Consider the following 14,620-nt stretch of genomic DNA (forward strand, 5'->3'; position numbering starts at 1 on the left):
GGCGGACCACGGACGGGAGCGGGGGTCGTGCACACCCACCACCCCACCGACCCACCCGTCCGGTCACCCCCCCCCGCCTGGTCAGCCACACGCCGGGTCAGCCCACCGACCGGGTCACCCCACCCGCCGGGTCAGCCCACCGCCGGGTCAGTCCACCCGCCGCGTCAGCGACAGCAGATCCCGCGCCGGCCCGGTCGGCCGGTGCCCCACGGGCCACACCGCCCGCAGGTCCCGCCGCAGCAGCACGCCGGCCACGGGGACGGCGACCAGCCGCCGTGAGCCGAGTTCCTCGGCGACGGCGAGTTCGCTCAGGACGGCGGGGCCGGCCCCGCTGACCGCCGCCGCCTTCACGGCCGTCGTGGAGGCGAGTTCGAGGAGCGGCTGCGCCAGCCCGCCGTACCCGGCGAGGGCCGCGTCGAGCACCTGGCGCGTCCCCGATCCCCGTTCGCGCAGGACGAGCGGTGTGGCGGCCAGCTCCGCCGGATCGAGCGCGGCGCGGCGCCGCGCCCACGGGTGCGAGGGCGCGGTGACGACGGCGAGCCGGTCGTGGGCGACGACCGCGCCGTCGAGCCCCTCCGGCACGGCGAGCCCCTCGACGAATCCCAGATCGGCCTCCCCGCCGAGCAGCCGTTCGGCGACGGCCGCGGAGTTGCCGGCCATGAGGGAGACGGCCGTGTCGGGCCGCTCGTTGCGCAGCGCGATGAGCCAGCCGGGCAGCAGGTACTCGGCGATGGTCATGGAGGCCGCGACCCGCAGCCGCGAGTCCCGCCGCCCGCGCAGCGCCTGCACCCCGGCGTCGAAGGCCTCGGCGGCCTCCACGATCCGCCGCGCCCAGTCGGTGACGAGCGCGCCGGCGTCGGTGAGCCGGGAGCCGCGCGGCGAGCGGTCGACGAGGGCGACGCCGAGCTGCCGCTCCATGGAGCGGATGCGGCTGCTGGCGGCGGGCTGGGTGATGCCGACCTCGCGGGCGGCACGGCCGAGGCTGCCGTGCCGGGCGACGGCGAGGAGCAGTTCGAGCGCGCCGAGGTCGGGGACGCGGTGGGACAGAAGGTGGACGACGTCCCTGGGCTCACTGAGGTCACTGCGGCCACTGCGATCACTGCGGTCACTGGGGTCACTGGGGCCATTGCGATCACTGGGGTCCCTGCGATCGCTCCCGGCACTACGCTCCCTGCTCATAAGATCAGCTTATGCCCTCATAGCCGGGAAGTCCCTGGTCGGGGCGGTGCCCGGCCGAAAAGATCGAGCCATGGCAACCCTCGTTCCTTCCCGTCCGGTCCCCGTCGCCACCACCCCCGGCGTGCGGTGGGCCGCGGTCCGTCACCTCGGCCCCAACTGGTACGCCTCCGTGATGGGCACCGCCATCGTCGCCAACGCGGGGGCGACACTGCCGGTCGACGTGCCCGGCCTGCGGACCGTCTGTACGGCGGTCTGGGCGCTGTCGCTGGCCATGCTGCTGACGCTGCTCACCGCCCGCGCCCTGCACTGGACGCATCACCGCGACCAGGCCCGCGCCCATCTCCTCGACCCGGCGATGGCTCCGTTCTACGGGTGTCTGGCCATGGCGCTGCTCGCGGTGGGCGGCGGCACGGTGATCGTCGGCAGGAACTGGATCGGCCTGCCCGCCGCCGTCGCCGTCGACGCCGTCCTCTTCACGACGGGCACGGTGATCGGCCTGGCGGCCGCGGTGGCCGTCCCGTATCTGATGGTGACGCGCCACCGGATCGAGGGGGCCTCTCCGGTGTGGCTGCTGCCGGTGGTCGCCCCGATGGTGTCGGCGGCCCTCGGCCCGCTGCTGCTCCCCCATCTGCCGGCCGGCCAGGCGCAGCAGACGTTTCTCCTCGCCTGTCACGCGATGTTCGGCATCAGTCTGCTGGCGACCCTGGTGATGCTGCCCCTGGTGTTCGGGCGGCTGGTGACCGCCGGGCCCCTGCCGCTCGCCCTGACCCCCACCCTGTTCCTGGTGCTCGGTCCGCTGGGCCAGTCGACGACCGCGGCGAACAAGTTCGCCGACGCCGCGGCCACCGGGGTGCTCCCGGCCCCGTACGCGCACGCCTTCTCCGCCTTCGCCGTGCTCTACGGCGTCCCGGTGACGGGCTTCGCGCTGCTGTGGCTGGTTCTGGCCGGGGCGCTGGTGCTGCGGGCCCGCCGCCGGGGCATGGGGTTCGCGATGACGTTCTGGGCGTTCACCTTCCCGGTGGGCACCTGTGTGACGGGCGCGGAGGGCCTGGCCGAGCACACCGGGCTCGTCGCGTTCCGGTGGCTGGCGATCGGGCTTTACGTGTGCCTCGTCGCGGCCTGGCTGATGGCGGGCACCCACACCGTACGCGGGCTGTTCAGCGGTGCGCTGCTCGCAGGGCCGCGGCCAGTGACCGCGGGGCGGTGACCAGCGAGGGCCCGTACCAGGTGAGATGGCGTCCGTCGACGAGCGCGGCGGCGGCCCCGGGGAACGCCTCGGGGCCGTCGTCGGCGGTGAAGCGGTAGGGCTCGTCGGGCAGCACGACCAGATCCGGCGCGGCGGCGTTGAGTTCCTCGAGCGGCACGCGCGGATAGCGTTCCGGGTGGTCGCCGTAGAGGTTGCGGACGCCGAGCCGGGCGAGCAGGTCGCCGGCGAAGGTGTCGCGCCCGAGGACCATCCAGGGCCGCCGCCAGATCGGTACGACGGCGGTGCGGGGCGGGTCGTACGGCTCCACGGCGGCGCCCACCGAGGCCCAGGCGGCCTCCGCCTCGTCCAGCCAGCGCGGCCGGGCGTGCACCCCACAGGCGTCGAGGACCCGGGCGAGCTCGGCGAAGGCCTGGTCGAGGGTGCGGATCTCGGTGACGAGGACGTTCAGCCCGGCGGCCCGCAGGGCGTCCAGGTCCGGCTGCCGGTTCTCCTCCTCGTTGGCGATCACCAGGTCGGGCCGGAGGGCGGTGACGGCGGCGAGGTCGGGGTTCTTGGTGCCGCCGACACGTGCCGCGCCGCCCAGGTCCGCGGGGTGGGTGCACCAGTCGGTGACGCCGACGAGGACTCCGGGCGCGGAGACGGCGACGGCCTCGGTGAGGGACGGGACGAGGGACACGACCCTGGGGCCCGGCCGGCTTGGGGGGCTGGTCCGACCGCGCTCGTGGCTCCGACGGCTCACGCCTCCGCTGCCTCGATGTGGTCGGCGACGGAGACGAAGACGAGCCGGGTGCCGGGCGCGGTGGCCCGCCAGCGGTGGCGCACCCCACCGGAGAGGTAGAGGGTGTCGCCGCGTTCCAGGCGGTAGGCGCGGCCCTCGGCCTCGACCTCGGCGGAGCCGTCGGCGACGTACAGCAACTCGTCGTTGCGGTGGAGGAATTCCCGGCCGGCGTCCTGTTCGCCGGTGCACTCCAGGGCCTGCAGCTGGTGCCGGCCGCGGACCAGGGGCCGTACGCCGGGAGGCATGTCCCACAGCTCCTCGTCGGACCGCACGACGTCGACGGTGCGGGCGGCCTCGGCGGCGGCGAGCAGTTCGGCGGCGGTGGTCTCCAGGGCTTGGGCGACGAGCTGGAGGGAGCGGTCGCTGGGGCGGGCCCGCTCGTTCTCGACCTGGCTGAGGAAGGGCACGGACAGCCCGCTGCGCTGGGCGACGACGGCCAGGGTGAGCTGGAGCGCCCGGCGGCGCCTCTTGACGGCCGCGCCCACGCGCAGCGACTCCTTGTCGTCCATGTCGGCCCCCTCCCTCGTGCGTCGGTGTACCGGTCGGTTACCTGCACCTTACGCAGCTTTGGGGCGGGGTTTCGCGTCGTGGCGAAAAGGGGTGGTCGCCGAACACGTTCGGCGACCACCCCTTTCCGCAGCGCGTCCGGATCTACTGCGGGGCGAGCCGCTCCGCGACGCCCGGATTCCGGTCGAGCCAGGTGCGGACGCCTTCCTGCTCCTTGCCCTTGCCGGTCTCCTGGATGACCGCTTCGAGGCCGGTGAGTTCCTTCTCGCTCAGCTTGAAGTTCTTCAGCCAGGCGCCGACCTCGGGGTTGTCCTCGGTGAAGCCCTTGCGGGCGAGGGTGTGGACGCCGTCGCCCTTGCCCCAGCTGCCGCGGGGGTCCCGGAGCTTCTTGAGGTCGTAGGTGGAGTAGGCCCAATGCGGCGACCAGAGGGTGACGACGACCGGTTCCTTCTTGTCGTACGCGCGCTTGAGCTCGGCCAGCATGCCGGGGGTGGAGCCGTCGACGACCTTGTACTCGCCCTCGAGGCCGTAGTCCTTCAGGACCTTGTCCTTGAGGATGCCCATCATTCCGGCGCTCGGCTCGATGCCGACGATGCGGCCCTTGAACGTCCCGGCCTTGCCCTTGAGGTCGGCGAGCGTGTTCACGTCCTTCATGTACGAGGGGACGGTGAGCTCCAGGGAGGTGGGGCCGTACCAGGAGCCGAGGTCTTCGAGCTTGTTGCGGTACTTCTCCCAGTACTGGGCGTGGGTGACGGGCAGCCAGGCGTCGGTCTGGAAGTCGATCTGGCCGCCGGCGAGGCCGGTGTAGAGGGCGCCTGCCTCCAGCTGCCTGGTGTCGACCTCGTAGCCACGGCGTTCGAGGAGTTCCTTCCAGAGGAAGGTGGAGGCGATGCCCTCGTCCCACGGGATGTAGCCGAGGCTGATCTTCTTGCCCTGGCCGGTGCCGCCGCCCGAGGCGGTGGTGGAGGCGCCGCCGCCGAGGAAACCCATGCCTCCGGCGACGAGCGCGAGGACGACGACGCCGACGAGGGCGGTGACGGGCTGCGGGCGGTGGCTCCAGATCTTCGCGCCGGCGCGGGCGGCGGTCGCGGCGCGGGCCTTGGCGGCGGCGCGGCGGCCGAGCGGGGAGACCTGGCGGCCGAGGGCTCCGGTCATCCGGTCGAGGTACATGGCGAGGATGACGATGGAGATGCCGGCCTCGAAACCGAGGCCGATGTCGACGTTGCCGATGGCGCGGTAGACGGCGCCGCCGAGTCCGCCGCCGCCGACCATGCCGGCGATGACGACCATGGACAGGCCGAGCATGATCACCTGGTTGACGCCGGCCATGATCGTGGGCAGGGCGAGCGGCAGCTGGACGCGCAGCAGGGTGTTGCGCGGGGTGGTGCCGAAGGCCTCGGCGGCCTCGACGAGTTCGCCGTCGACCTGGCGGATGCCGAGTTCGGTCATGCGCACGCCGGGCGGCAGGGCGAAGACGATGGTGGCGATGATGCCGGGGACCACGCCGACGCCGAAGAAGATGATGCCGGGGATGAGGTAGACCATCGCCGGCATGGTCTGCATGAAGTCCAGGACCGGGCGCAGCACGGCGCTGACGGTCTTGGAGCGGGCCGCCCAGATGCCGAGCGGTACGGCGATCACCAGGGTGACGAGGGTGGCGACGAGGACGAGCGAGAGGGTCGACATGGCGTCGTCCCACAACTCGATGGAGTCCACGAGGGCGAAGCCAGCGAAGGCGAGGACACCGGCGGTGAGGCCGCGCAGCCACCAGGCGACGATCGCGAGGATGCCGGCGAAGAGCAGCGGGTGGGGTGCGGACAGGACGGCGTCGATGCCGTCGTAGAGGCCGGTGACGACGGTGGTGACGGCGTCGAAGAGCCAGGACAGCTGCGCCTGGAGCCAGTCGACGGTGCTGTCGACCCACTGGCCGAGGGGGAGCCTAGGCATCGGCGGTCACCTCCTTCGTATCGGGGTCGGTATCGCCGCCGTCGGTGTCACGGCCATGGGTATCGGTGGGGGCGGGGGCCGTGGCCCGCGTGGTGCGGGCTGTGGCCTGGGCGGGGATGTGTGAGCCGTCGGGGCGGGCGGCGCGCGCGTCCTCGGCGGCGCGGGTGTCCCCGGCGGCGCTCGTGTCCCGGGCGGCGCTTGTGCCCCGGGGCGCGCTCGTGTCGCGCCCCGGGTGGACGTCGGTGTCGAGGCCGCCCATGACGCCGAGGAGACGGTCCTGGGCGACGACGCCGAGGAGCACGCCGTCGGCGTTCTCGACGGGCACGGGGTGCAGGGAGCGCGCGGAGACGGTGCACAGCTCGGCGAGGGGCGTCTCCGGGGCGACCGGCCGGCAGCCGCAGCCGGGCGGGCAGTCCTCCGGGGCGACGGTGCCGTCGGTCATGACGGAGGCCGCGGTGAGCACCCGGGTGCGGTCCACGTCCTGGATGAAGGAGGCGACGTAGTCGTCGGCGGGGCGGACCAGGATGTCCTCGGCGGTGCCGAGCTGGACGATCCGGCCGTCGCGCATGACGGCGACGCGGTCGCCGAGGCGCATGGCCTCGTTGAGGTCGTGGGTGATGAAGACGATGGTCTTCTTCAGCTTCCGCTGCAGCACGAGCAGCTGGTCCTGCATGTCGCGGCGGATCAGCGGGTCGAGGGCGCTGAAGGACTCGTCCATGAGGAGCAGGTCGGCGTCGGTGGCGAGGGCGCGGGCGAGGCCCACGCGCTGCTGCATGCCGCCGGACAGCTCGTCGGGCCAGGACTTCTCCCAGCCGGCGAGTCCGCACAGCTCCAGGGCCTCGGTGGCGCGCCGCCGGCGCTCGGCGCGCGGGACGCCCTGGACCTCCAGGCCGTAGGCGGCGTTCTCGAGGACGCTGCGGTGCGGGAAGAGCGCGAAGTGCTGGAAGACCATGCTGATCTTCTTCGACCGGACCTCGCGCAGCTCGCGGGGGGAGAGCGCGGTGAGGTCGCGGCCGTCGTGGAGGACGCGGCCCGCGGTGGGGGCGAGCAGGCCGTTGAGCATGCGCAGCAGGGTGGACTTGCCCGAGCCGGACAGACCCATGACGACGAAGATCTGGCCGGGTTCGACGACGAAGGAGGCGTCGATCACGGCCGCCGTGGTGCCGTCGGCGCGCAGGGCGTCGCGGTCGGCCGCGGTCGCGTCGGTGGCGGCGAGCTTACGGACGGCTTCGTCGGGTCGTCTGCCGAACACCTTGTACAGGTGGTCGGCCTGGAGCCTGGACACATACACCTCACGGGTAGCAACGAGAACGGCCCTTCCCCTTGAGGAGTTCGTCCTGCTCGAGGACTTCGTCCTGGCGGGACCCCCGTCCCCCACACAGCCGGGCCGTGGAGCGGGGCGGGATCTGCCCGCGCAACCCGTCGCGTACGGCGATTCTCGTTCGGCTCGAATCGTTGAATCCCGTACCGGGCCCACTCCGGGCGCGCGCCTGCCCCCGGTCTCCTGGGGGAAACGCAAAGGTGACCGGTGTCACCCGCGGCGCCGGAGGTGACGGGTGCGGTCGATGGGCAGGCGTTGGAGATGGGCGGGCGTCCGCGGTGGGTGGGCGTTGTCGGCGCCTTGTCGGTGGGCGGGCGCTGTCGGTGGGCAGGCGTTGTCGGTGGGGTGCGGCATGATCGGGGTGTGACGCGACGCCTGATGCTCCTCGACACCGCCAGCCTCTACTTCCGCGCGTATTTCGGCGTGCCGGACACGGTCCGGGCGCCTGACGGGACACCGGTGAACGCCGTGCGCGGCCTCCTCGACTTCATCGCCCGGCTGGTCCAGGACCACCGTCCGGACGATCTGGTGGCGTGCTGGGACGACGACTGGCGCCCGCAGTGGCGGGTGGACCTCATCCCCTCGTACAAGGCGCACCGCGTGGCCGAGGAGACGCCGACCGGCCCGGACATGGAGGAGGTGCCGGACACGCTGGCGCCGCAGGTGCCGGTGATCGTGGAGGTGCTCGACGCGCTCGGGATCGCCCGGGTCGGGGCGCCCGGTTTTGAAGCGGACGACGTGATCGGCACGCTGACGGAGCGGGCGGAGGGGCCGGTGGACATCGTCACCGGCGACCGGGACCTCTTCCAGCTCGTGGACGACGAGCGCGGGGTGCGGGTGCTGTACCCGCGCAAGGGCGTGGGCGACTGCGATCTGGTGGACGACGAGCTGATCCGTACGAAGTACGGGGTGCGGCCGGACCAGTACGCGGACATGGCGGCGCTGCGCGGGGACACCAGCGACGGGCTGCCGGGGGTCAAGGGCATCGGCGAGAAGACGGCGGCGCAGCTCATCACGGAGTACGGGGATCTGGCGGGGGTCCGGGCGGCGGCGCTCGACCGGACGTCGCGCCTGACCCCGGCGAAGCGGCGGGGCATCGTGGAGGCGGCGGCCTATCTGGACGTGGCGCCGGCGGTGGTCCGGGTGGCGCGCGACGTGCCTCTGCCGGAGTTCTCGGCCGCCCTGCCCAAGGCGCCCCGGGATCCGGCCGCTCTGGCGGGCCTGGTGGAGCGGTGGGGGCTCGGCGGGGCGGTCGGCCGACTGCTGCCGGTCCTGGAGCGCTGAGAAGCCAGGGACCGGCGCCGCGCTGGGCGCTCCTGCCCCGGGATGCTAACTTAGGCTCACCTAAGTACTCACCCGGAACGGGAGACCGTCGTGGCAGAAGCGCCCGCACGCAAGGCACCCAGGGCCCATGAGGCCCAGGTGGTGCGCACGGAGCGGATCACCCCGCACATGGTGCGCCTCGTGCTCGGCGGCCCGGGGCTGCACGCCTTCGAGGTCGGCGAGTTCACCGACCACTATGTGAAGCTGCTGTTCGCGCCGGAGGGCGTGAGCTATCCGGAACCGTTCGACATGGAGCGGATCCGTGCCGAGTTCCCGCGCGAGCAGTGGCCAACGACCCGGACGTACACGGTACGGGCCTGGGACCCGGTCCACCGCGAGCTGACGGTGGACTTCGTGGTCCACGGCGACGAGGGCCTGGCCGGCCCGTGGGCGGCGCGGGCCCAGCCGGGCGACACGGTGCGCCTCCTCGGCCCGGGCGGCGGCTACGCCCCGGACGAGGCCGCCGACTGGCACCTCCTGGTCGGCGACGAGAGCGCGCTTCCGGCCATCGCGGTCGCGCTGGAGCGACTGCCGGAGGGTGCGACCGTGCACGCCTTCGTGGAGGTCGCCGACGCCTCCGAGGAGCAGAAGTTCGCGACCGCGGCGGGCGTCGAGGTCACCTGGCTGCACCGCGGCTCCCGCCCCACGGGCGAGGCCCTGATCGAGGCCGTCCGCTCCCTGGACTTCCCGGCCGGCGACGTCCACGCCTTCGTCCACGGCGAGGCCGGCTTCGTGAAGGACCTCCGCCGCCACCTCCGCCTCGACCGCCAGATCCCCCGCGAGCGGCTCTCCATCTCGGGCTACTGGCGCCTCGGCAAGACCGACGAGGCGTGGCGCGCGATCAAGCGCGAATGGAACGAGCAGGTGGAACGCGAGCAGGAACACTGACCCGCACCGCACACCCGCACGCGTGACGCCCGAGGGGGCGGGAGCCAACAGCTCCCGCCCCCTCGGGCGTTGGGGTGGGCCGACAGGGGGCCTGGCTCCCGGGGCGGGGGCGCAGGGGCGGGACTACGGGGGCTCGGCGCCGGGGGCCCTGGTGCCACTGGCCCGGAGGCCGAACCAGTCACCCAGATGCCCTGAGCGAAACAGTCCAGACGGTGGCCTGCCGTACCTCCGCCCTTGCAAGGGTTACGCGGGGCGTCCGGGCCGCCGCAGGCAGGGCGGGTCCTCGAAGGGAGGGCCCGGCAGACCAGGGCGGGCCCTCGTAGGGAGGGCCCCTCAGAGCAAGGCGGTGGGCCCTCGTAGGACCCCGCAGACCAGTAGCAGGGCCCACGTACAGCCGTACTGCCGATCGCGCGGACACGTCGCCCGCGGCATCGGGCGACCATCGCCGGGGGATCGCTCTGGGGTATCGCCCGGGGGGAATGAGGACCACCCCTGGCCCAGGTCGAACACCGCCCGCACGAGACCACCGCGGCGGCCGCATGCGCAGCAGAGCCGAGCCCGGCCTCGCAGCGAAGGGCCTGGGAAGCGCCCGGGAAGGGCCTGGTTCGGCCCGGGGAGAGGCGGGGGCCGTCGGTCGCCGGTTCGCCGACCGTCCACGCGGGCCGCCACTCCCGGCTCATCCCCTCAGCGGTCCGCGCCGAAGACGCGGTCCGAGGCGTCGATGTGGGCGAGGCGGCGGAGGGCGGCGAGCATCGCATCGCCGAGGACCGTGCCGATGACGACGCTCTCGACGAGCTCGCCGCGGTCGACGTTGCGGGCCACGTAGTCGAGGTCCGCGCGGGCCACGCGCTCGGCGGCGTCGGCGTAGTCGTCCAGGACCTCGGCGAAGCCGCCGTGACCGGCGTCGTCGAGGGCGGCAAGGGCGACCGCGAGGGCCTCGGCCGCCGGAGCCCCGGGGTGGGCGCGCCAGCCGCGGCGGGCGATCAGGTCGGCGACCGCCGCGCGGGCGGCGGTGAGGGAGTCCTCCGAGTCGTCCCCGCGCTCCCCCAAGCGCGGCGTCACGAGGTTCGCCGCCGTACCGAGCATCTTGTGCACGGGGCGTTCCGGGTCGTCGACCGCCGCGATGACCTCGCGGACGCCGGCGACGGACAGGCCGCCCACGTCGAGAAGGGCGCGGATCAGGCGGAGCCGTCGTACGTGCGCCTCCTCGTACGAGGCCTGGTTCGGGCTCGTCAGGCGGCCGGCCGGCAGCAGTCCTTCCCGTACGTAGTACTTGATCGTCGGCACGGACACTCCGGTCCTGCGACTCAACTCTCCGATGCGCACCGCGCGTTCACCTTCCCGGTCGTGCTCCGGCCTTGCCGACCGGCACCCCCATCATAGATAGTGGCGCTATCAGATAGCGGTAAGCGCCGCTATCCATTCTGCGCTCATGCGCCTTCCACGGGGGGATAGCCATGTCCTCAGCACCACAGCTCCGCACACTCCACCGGCCCCTGGTCTGGTTCGCCGCCTCGATGGCCGTCCTCGCGGTCGTGTCCGTCGGCGGACTCGTCCTCGACGACCGTGTCCTGGTCGGCGCGCCGATCTGGGCCAAGCCCTTCAAGTTCTCGGTCTCGTTCCTCGCCTACGCGCTCACCCTGGCCTGGATGCTCTCCCTTCTCCCCGGCGCCCGCGCCCGGCGCGTCGGCTGGTGGGCGGGGACGGTCGTCAGCGCCACCAGCCTCGGGGAGATGGTGCTGATCACCACTCAGGTCGTCCGCGGCAAGCAGAGCCACTTCAACAACGCGACGCCCTTCGACGCCGCCCTCTTCCAGGCCATGGGCATCACCGTCGTCCTTTTGTGGCTGGCCGCCCTCGTCATCGCGGTCCTGCTGCTGCGCGCCCGCATCCTGGACCGCGCCACCGCCTGGGCCGTGCGGCTCTCCTCGTTCATCGCCCTGGCCGGCGCCGCCGTCGGCTTCCTCATGGTCCAGCCGACGCCGGAGCAGCTCGCGCAGGACGACCCGGCGATCGTCGGCGCACACAGCGTCGGCGTCCCGGACGGCGGGCCCGGCATGCCCCTCACCGGCTGGTCCACCACCGGCGGCGACCTGCGCATAGCCCACTTCTTCGGCATGCACGCGCTCCAGCTGGTTCCGCTGGTCCTGCTGGTGCTCTCCGCCCTCGCCCCGCGCTTCATCCGGCTCGCCGACGACCGGATCCGGCTGCGCATGGCCCTGATCGCGTCCGCCTCGTACGCCGCGACATTCGTGCTGCTCACCTGGCAGGCGCTGCGCGGCCTGCCGCTCCTCTCCCCCGACGGCCTCACCCTCGCCGCGGCCGTCGCGGTCGCCCTCCTCACCGCCGCGGCCGCCGCCCTGGCCCTCCGCTGGGGCCCCTCCCCCTCCCCCACCCCTCCCTCCCCGCCTTCCCTCGCCCCCGCCTCCCCCACCGCCGCCGTTCGTCAGGAGCTCGGGGCATGACCGGCCTTCTCTTCGAGCTCTCCTTCCTGCTGGCGGCGCCGGTTTGGCTGCTGATGATCCTCGCGCCGGGCCGCCGGCTCACGGACCGGATCGCGGCCTCGCCGCTCACCGTCCTGCCGGTCCTGGCCGTCTACCTGGTCCTCGCCCTGCCCGTACTCCCCGAGCTCTGGGCAGCGGTCAGCAGCCCCGACATCGACACCTTCCGGGAGCTGACCGCCCTCGCGAACGGCGCCGGCGCGATCTGGGCGCAGGTCATCGCCTGGGACCTCCTCCTCGGCCAGTGGATGTACCGCGAGGGCCGCCGCCTCGGCCTCTCCCCCTTTCTGATGGGCCCGCTACTTCTCCTCACCATCCTGCTCTCGCCGTTCGCGCTCCCCCTCTTCCTCCTGATCCGGGCCCTGCGCCGCACCGGAAAACCCGTGCCCGACCGGCCGGTCCGGCCCCTACCCTGACGCCATGCGATACGAGGACCGGGCCGTGGGGGCCATGCTGGGCTCCGCCGTGGGGGACGCCCTGGGCGCTCCTTTCGAGTTCGGGCTCCCCGGGGTGTTCCGGGAGCGGTTCGCGGGCGGGGCCGGTGAGATGTGCGGGGGCGGCGGCTGGGAGCCCGGGGAGGCCACCGACGACACGCAGATGGCCGTGCTCGTCGGGGAGTCGCTCCTCGAACGGGGCGGGCTGGATCCGGCGGACGTCTTCGACCGGTTCCGCCGCTGGGCCCTTTCCGAGCCGAAGGACATCGGGCTGCAGACCGAGGCCGTGCTGCTCGGCGGCGACCCCTGGGACACCGCCGCCGCCCTGCACTTCCAGCTGAACGGCCGGGGCGCGGGCAACGGTTCGCTGATGCGGGCCGCCACCTCCGCCGTGTACTTCGCCTCCGCCGGCCGCGCCGCCACCATGGCCGCGGCCCGGCGGATCGCGGCCCTCACCCACGGGGATACCTCCGCCTGGGAGGGCACCGCCGTGCTCCACGAGCTGGTGCGCGTGGCCCTGCTCGGCGAGGACCCCCTGGCGGTGGTGTCCGACGTCCTCGACGAGGTGGACGAACGCCACCGGGCGCGGTGGGCGGTCGTTCTCGGACCCGGCTGGCGGCCCGAGGACGCCACGGAGTTCAACGGAGCCGTCTGGCCCTGCCTCGGCTCCGCGCTCTGGGCGCTGCGCACCACCGCCTCGTACGCGTCCGCCGTCGCCGCGGCGATCGACCTGGGCGGCGACACCGACACCGTCGCCGCCGTGACCGGCATGCTCGCCGGTGCCGTTCACGGCCCGGAGGGCATCCCGGCCCGCTGGACGAATGCTCTGCACGTCCCCCTTCCGGGGTTCGGCGAGCGGGTCCTGCGCGCCGGTGACCTCCGCGAGCTGGCACTCGCCCTGGCCCTGACCTGACGGGCCGGGCCCGCCGCCCGCCGCCCGCCGGTGACCTGGCCGCCCGCCGAGACCCGCCACCCCCGAGCGGGGCGCGCCGCCGCCTCACCGCTGCCCGACCGGCGGGTCCGCGTCCACGTCCGGCAGGTACCCGCTACCGCGCCCGCACCGTCGCCCTCACCTCCCGGTCCGGCTGCAGCGTCAGCGACGGCACCGGGCGTATCTCCCCGCCGTCGACATCGAGGCGGAAGCGGCGGCCCAGTACGGCCAGGACGAGGACGGCCTCCACCATGGCGAAGCGGGTGCCGAGGCAGACCCGGGGTCCGCCGCCGAACGGGAACCAGGCGTACTCCGGTATCTCCTCCGCCTCCCCGTCCCCACCGTCGGCGGCGCTCACCCACCGCTCGGGCCGGAACTCCAGCGGGTCCCGGTACCACCGCCCGTCCCGGTGGGTGGCCCACTGGCTGCTCCAGACCCGGGTGCCGGGCGGGACCGGGGTGCCGCCCAGGGTGGCGCCCTCCTTGGCGAGGCCGGTGATCAGCCAGATCGTGGGGTAGAGCCGCAGGGTCTCCTTCACCACGGCCTGGGTGTAGGTGAGTTGCGCGTAGTCGTCGAAGCCGGGGTCGCGGTCGCCGAGCACCCGGTCGAGCTCGGCGCCGAGCGCCTCCTGGACGCGTGGGTTGCGGGAGAGGAGATACCAGGCCCAGACGAGGGTGGAGCTGGTGGTCTCGTGCCCGCCGATGTAGAGGGTGACGGTCTCGTCGCGGATCTCCCGGTCGGAGAGGTGGGCGCCGGTCTCGTCCTGGGCGGCGAGGAGCCGGCTGAGCAAGTCGGGCCGTTCGCCGTCGCCGTCGCGGTGGCGGGCGACGACCCGGGACACCTCGGCGTCGATGACGGCCGTGGCCCGTCGGACCCGGGCGCGGCCGGGGGTGGGGACCCAGTCGGGCAGGAGCGCCCCGATGCCGCTGAACTCGGCGCCGATCTCCTGCTGGGCGATGTCCATGGCGCGGCCGATGGATTCGGCGTCGGCGGCGGTGTCGACGCCGAAGATGGTGCGGACGGCGATGAGTTGGGTGAGGGCGGCCATCTCCCGCTTGATGTCGATCCGCTGTCCGTCGGTCCACCGTTCGGCGAGGTCGACGGCGCACTCGGCCATGGTGGCGGCGTAGGACTTGACCTGGCGGGGCCGGACGGAGGGCTGGACGAGGGAGCGTTTGCGCCGCCAGTCGGCGCCTTTGGAGACGACGACTCCGTCGCCGAGCAGGGTGCGGAAGGCGATGCCGAGGTCGGGCTGGTCGAAGGTCCGCTCCACCTCGGTGAGGAGCTCGCCGACGGTTTCGGGGTGGGCGATGAACAGCGCGGGGGTGCGGCCGAAGCGCCAGTGGACGAAGTCGCCGCGCTCACGCAGCCGTTCGAAGAAGGCGAGCGGGTCCTTGCCGAACTCCGGCAGGTTTCCCAGTACGGGGACGCCTCGGGGTCCTCGTACGGTCTTCCGCCCGTCCGCCGTCGTGGTGACGACGGCGGACGGACCGGCTTGCGTGGTCACGTGCGTGTCCTTCCGGAGAAGTTGCCCCAACTCTCGTTCCTGCGTACGAGTTCATGGAAGCGGAAGGAAGCAGCACCGCGCCACCCTTGTGGATAAC

Annotated in this window: 13 protein-coding genes; 6 read left to right on the top strand and 7 right to left on the bottom strand. The window is 73.4% G+C overall.

Translation table 11 applies throughout. The features are described from left to right. Window positions 1-147 precede the first annotated feature (147 nt). Entirely contained in the window at window positions 148-1,047 is a 900-nt protein-coding gene (locus ABTZ91_RS14615; protein ID WP_352077578.1) for a LysR family transcriptional regulator, read from the bottom strand. 202 nt (window positions 1,048-1,249) lie between these two features. Between ABTZ91_RS14615 and ABTZ91_RS14620 the strand changes: the two genes are divergently transcribed. Next, window positions 1,250-2,386 carry a TDT family transporter gene (locus ABTZ91_RS14620; RefSeq protein WP_352077481.1) on the top strand — a complete coding sequence of 379 codons (1,137 nt, stop codon included), beginning with the start codon at window positions 1,250-1,252 and terminating at the stop codon, window positions 2,384-2,386. On the opposite strand, the gene ABTZ91_RS14625 is transcribed toward ABTZ91_RS14620, so the two are convergent. The 4 genes from ABTZ91_RS14625 to ABTZ91_RS14640 all read right to left on the bottom strand — a co-directional run bounded on the left by ABTZ91_RS14625 (window position 2,337) and on the right by ABTZ91_RS14640 (window position 6,903). Next, window positions 2,337-3,062, bottom strand: coding sequence for a helical backbone metal receptor (locus ABTZ91_RS14625; protein ID WP_352077482.1), 726 nt, complete (start codon window positions 3,060-3,062; stop codon window positions 2,337-2,339). The two genes, ABTZ91_RS14620 and ABTZ91_RS14625, sit on opposite strands and share 50 nt — an antisense overlap. Before the next feature lie 59 nt (window positions 3,063-3,121). Beyond that, on the bottom strand, window positions 3,122-3,673 hold the full coding sequence (locus tag ABTZ91_RS14630; RefSeq protein WP_352077483.1) for an XRE family transcriptional regulator: 552 nt from the start codon (window positions 3,671-3,673) through the stop codon (window positions 3,122-3,124). Window positions 3,674-3,815: 142 nt separating this feature from the next. Continuing rightward, complete coding sequence (locus ABTZ91_RS14635; protein WP_352077484.1) at window positions 3,816-5,618, bottom strand: ABC transporter permease/substrate binding protein; 1,803 nt, start codon at window positions 5,616-5,618, stop codon at window positions 3,816-3,818. Further along, the gene (locus ABTZ91_RS14640; protein WP_352077485.1) at window positions 5,611-6,903 is read right to left on the bottom strand and encodes a glycine betaine/L-proline ABC transporter ATP-binding protein; all 1,293 of its coding nucleotides are present in this window, start codon (window positions 6,901-6,903) and stop codon (window positions 5,611-5,613) included. Before ABTZ91_RS14640 ends, ABTZ91_RS14635 begins: the two co-directional genes overlap by 8 nt. 414 nt (window positions 6,904-7,317) lie before the next feature. On the opposite strand from ABTZ91_RS14640, the gene ABTZ91_RS14645 reads away from it, so the two are divergent. After that, on the top strand, window positions 7,318-8,223 hold the full coding sequence (locus ABTZ91_RS14645) for a 5'-3' exonuclease (RefSeq protein ID WP_352077579.1): 906 nt from the start codon (window positions 7,318-7,320) through the stop codon (window positions 8,221-8,223). A 90-nt stretch (window positions 8,224-8,313) separates the two neighbouring features. Then, window positions 8,314-9,150: a siderophore-interacting protein gene (locus tag ABTZ91_RS14650; RefSeq protein ID WP_352077486.1), complete on the top strand. Its 837-nt coding sequence runs from the start codon at window positions 8,314-8,316 to the stop codon at window positions 9,148-9,150. Window positions 9,151-9,834: 684 nt separating this feature from the next. Here the strand turns inward: ABTZ91_RS14650 and ABTZ91_RS14655 are convergent. After that, window positions 9,835-10,476: a MerR family transcriptional regulator gene (locus ABTZ91_RS14655; protein WP_352077487.1), complete on the bottom strand. Its 642-nt coding sequence runs from the start codon at window positions 10,474-10,476 to the stop codon at window positions 9,835-9,837. A 131-nt stretch (window positions 10,477-10,607) separates the two neighbouring features. Here ABTZ91_RS14655 and ABTZ91_RS14660 point away from each other — a divergent pair, with 131 nt between their 5' ends. From ABTZ91_RS14660 to ABTZ91_RS14670, 3 genes are read left to right on the top strand one after another with little or no spacing between them, the layout of a single operon-like run. Then, window positions 10,608-11,615: a hypothetical protein gene (locus ABTZ91_RS14660; protein WP_352077488.1), complete on the top strand. Its 1,008-nt coding sequence runs from the start codon at window positions 10,608-10,610 to the stop codon at window positions 11,613-11,615. After that, window positions 11,612-12,067 carry an ABA4-like family protein gene (locus ABTZ91_RS14665; RefSeq protein ID WP_352077489.1) on the top strand — a complete coding sequence of 152 codons (456 nt, stop codon included), beginning with the start codon at window positions 11,612-11,614 and terminating at the stop codon, window positions 12,065-12,067. Before ABTZ91_RS14660 ends, ABTZ91_RS14665 begins: the two co-directional genes overlap by 4 nt. A gap of 4 nt (window positions 12,068-12,071) precedes the next feature. After that, the gene (locus ABTZ91_RS14670; protein WP_352077490.1) at window positions 12,072-12,998 is read left to right on the top strand and encodes an ADP-ribosylglycohydrolase family protein; all 927 of its coding nucleotides are present in this window, start codon (window positions 12,072-12,074) and stop codon (window positions 12,996-12,998) included. A gap of 133 nt (window positions 12,999-13,131) precedes the next feature. On the opposite strand, the gene ABTZ91_RS14675 is transcribed toward ABTZ91_RS14670, so the two are convergent. Beyond that, complete coding sequence (locus tag ABTZ91_RS14675) at window positions 13,132-14,523, bottom strand: cytochrome P450 (RefSeq protein WP_352077491.1); 1,392 nt, start codon at window positions 14,521-14,523, stop codon at window positions 13,132-13,134. Window positions 14,524-14,620 lie beyond the last annotated feature (97 nt).

The organism is Streptomyces sp. NPDC126499, from assembly GCF_040302485.1.
Taxonomy (GTDB): Bacteria; Actinomycetota; Actinomycetes; order Streptomycetales; family Streptomycetaceae; genus Streptomyces.

Excerpts from the sequence above, each read along its gene's own strand:
- ABTZ91_RS14670 (WP_352077490.1), top strand. The coding sequence starts at position 12,072 with ATGCGATACGAGGACCGGGCCGTGGGGGCCATGCTGGGCTCCGCCGTG.
- ABTZ91_RS14645 (WP_352077579.1), top strand. The coding sequence starts at position 7,318 with ATGCTCCTCGACACCGCCAGCCTCTACTTCCGCGCGTATTTCGGCGTG.
- ABTZ91_RS14635 (WP_352077484.1), bottom strand. The coding sequence starts at position 5,618 with ATGCCTAGGCTCCCCCTCGGCCAGTGGGTCGACAGCACCGTCGACTGG.
- ABTZ91_RS14630 (WP_352077483.1), bottom strand. The coding sequence starts at position 3,673 with ATGGACGACAAGGAGTCGCTGCGCGTGGGCGCGGCCGTCAAGAGGCGC.
- ABTZ91_RS14660 (WP_352077488.1), top strand. The coding sequence starts at position 10,608 with ATGTCCTCAGCACCACAGCTCCGCACACTCCACCGGCCCCTGGTCTGG.
- ABTZ91_RS14665 (WP_352077489.1), top strand. The coding sequence starts at position 11,612 with ATGACCGGCCTTCTCTTCGAGCTCTCCTTCCTGCTGGCGGCGCCGGTT.
- ABTZ91_RS14620 (WP_352077481.1), top strand. The coding sequence starts at position 1,250 with ATGGCAACCCTCGTTCCTTCCCGTCCGGTCCCCGTCGCCACCACCCCC.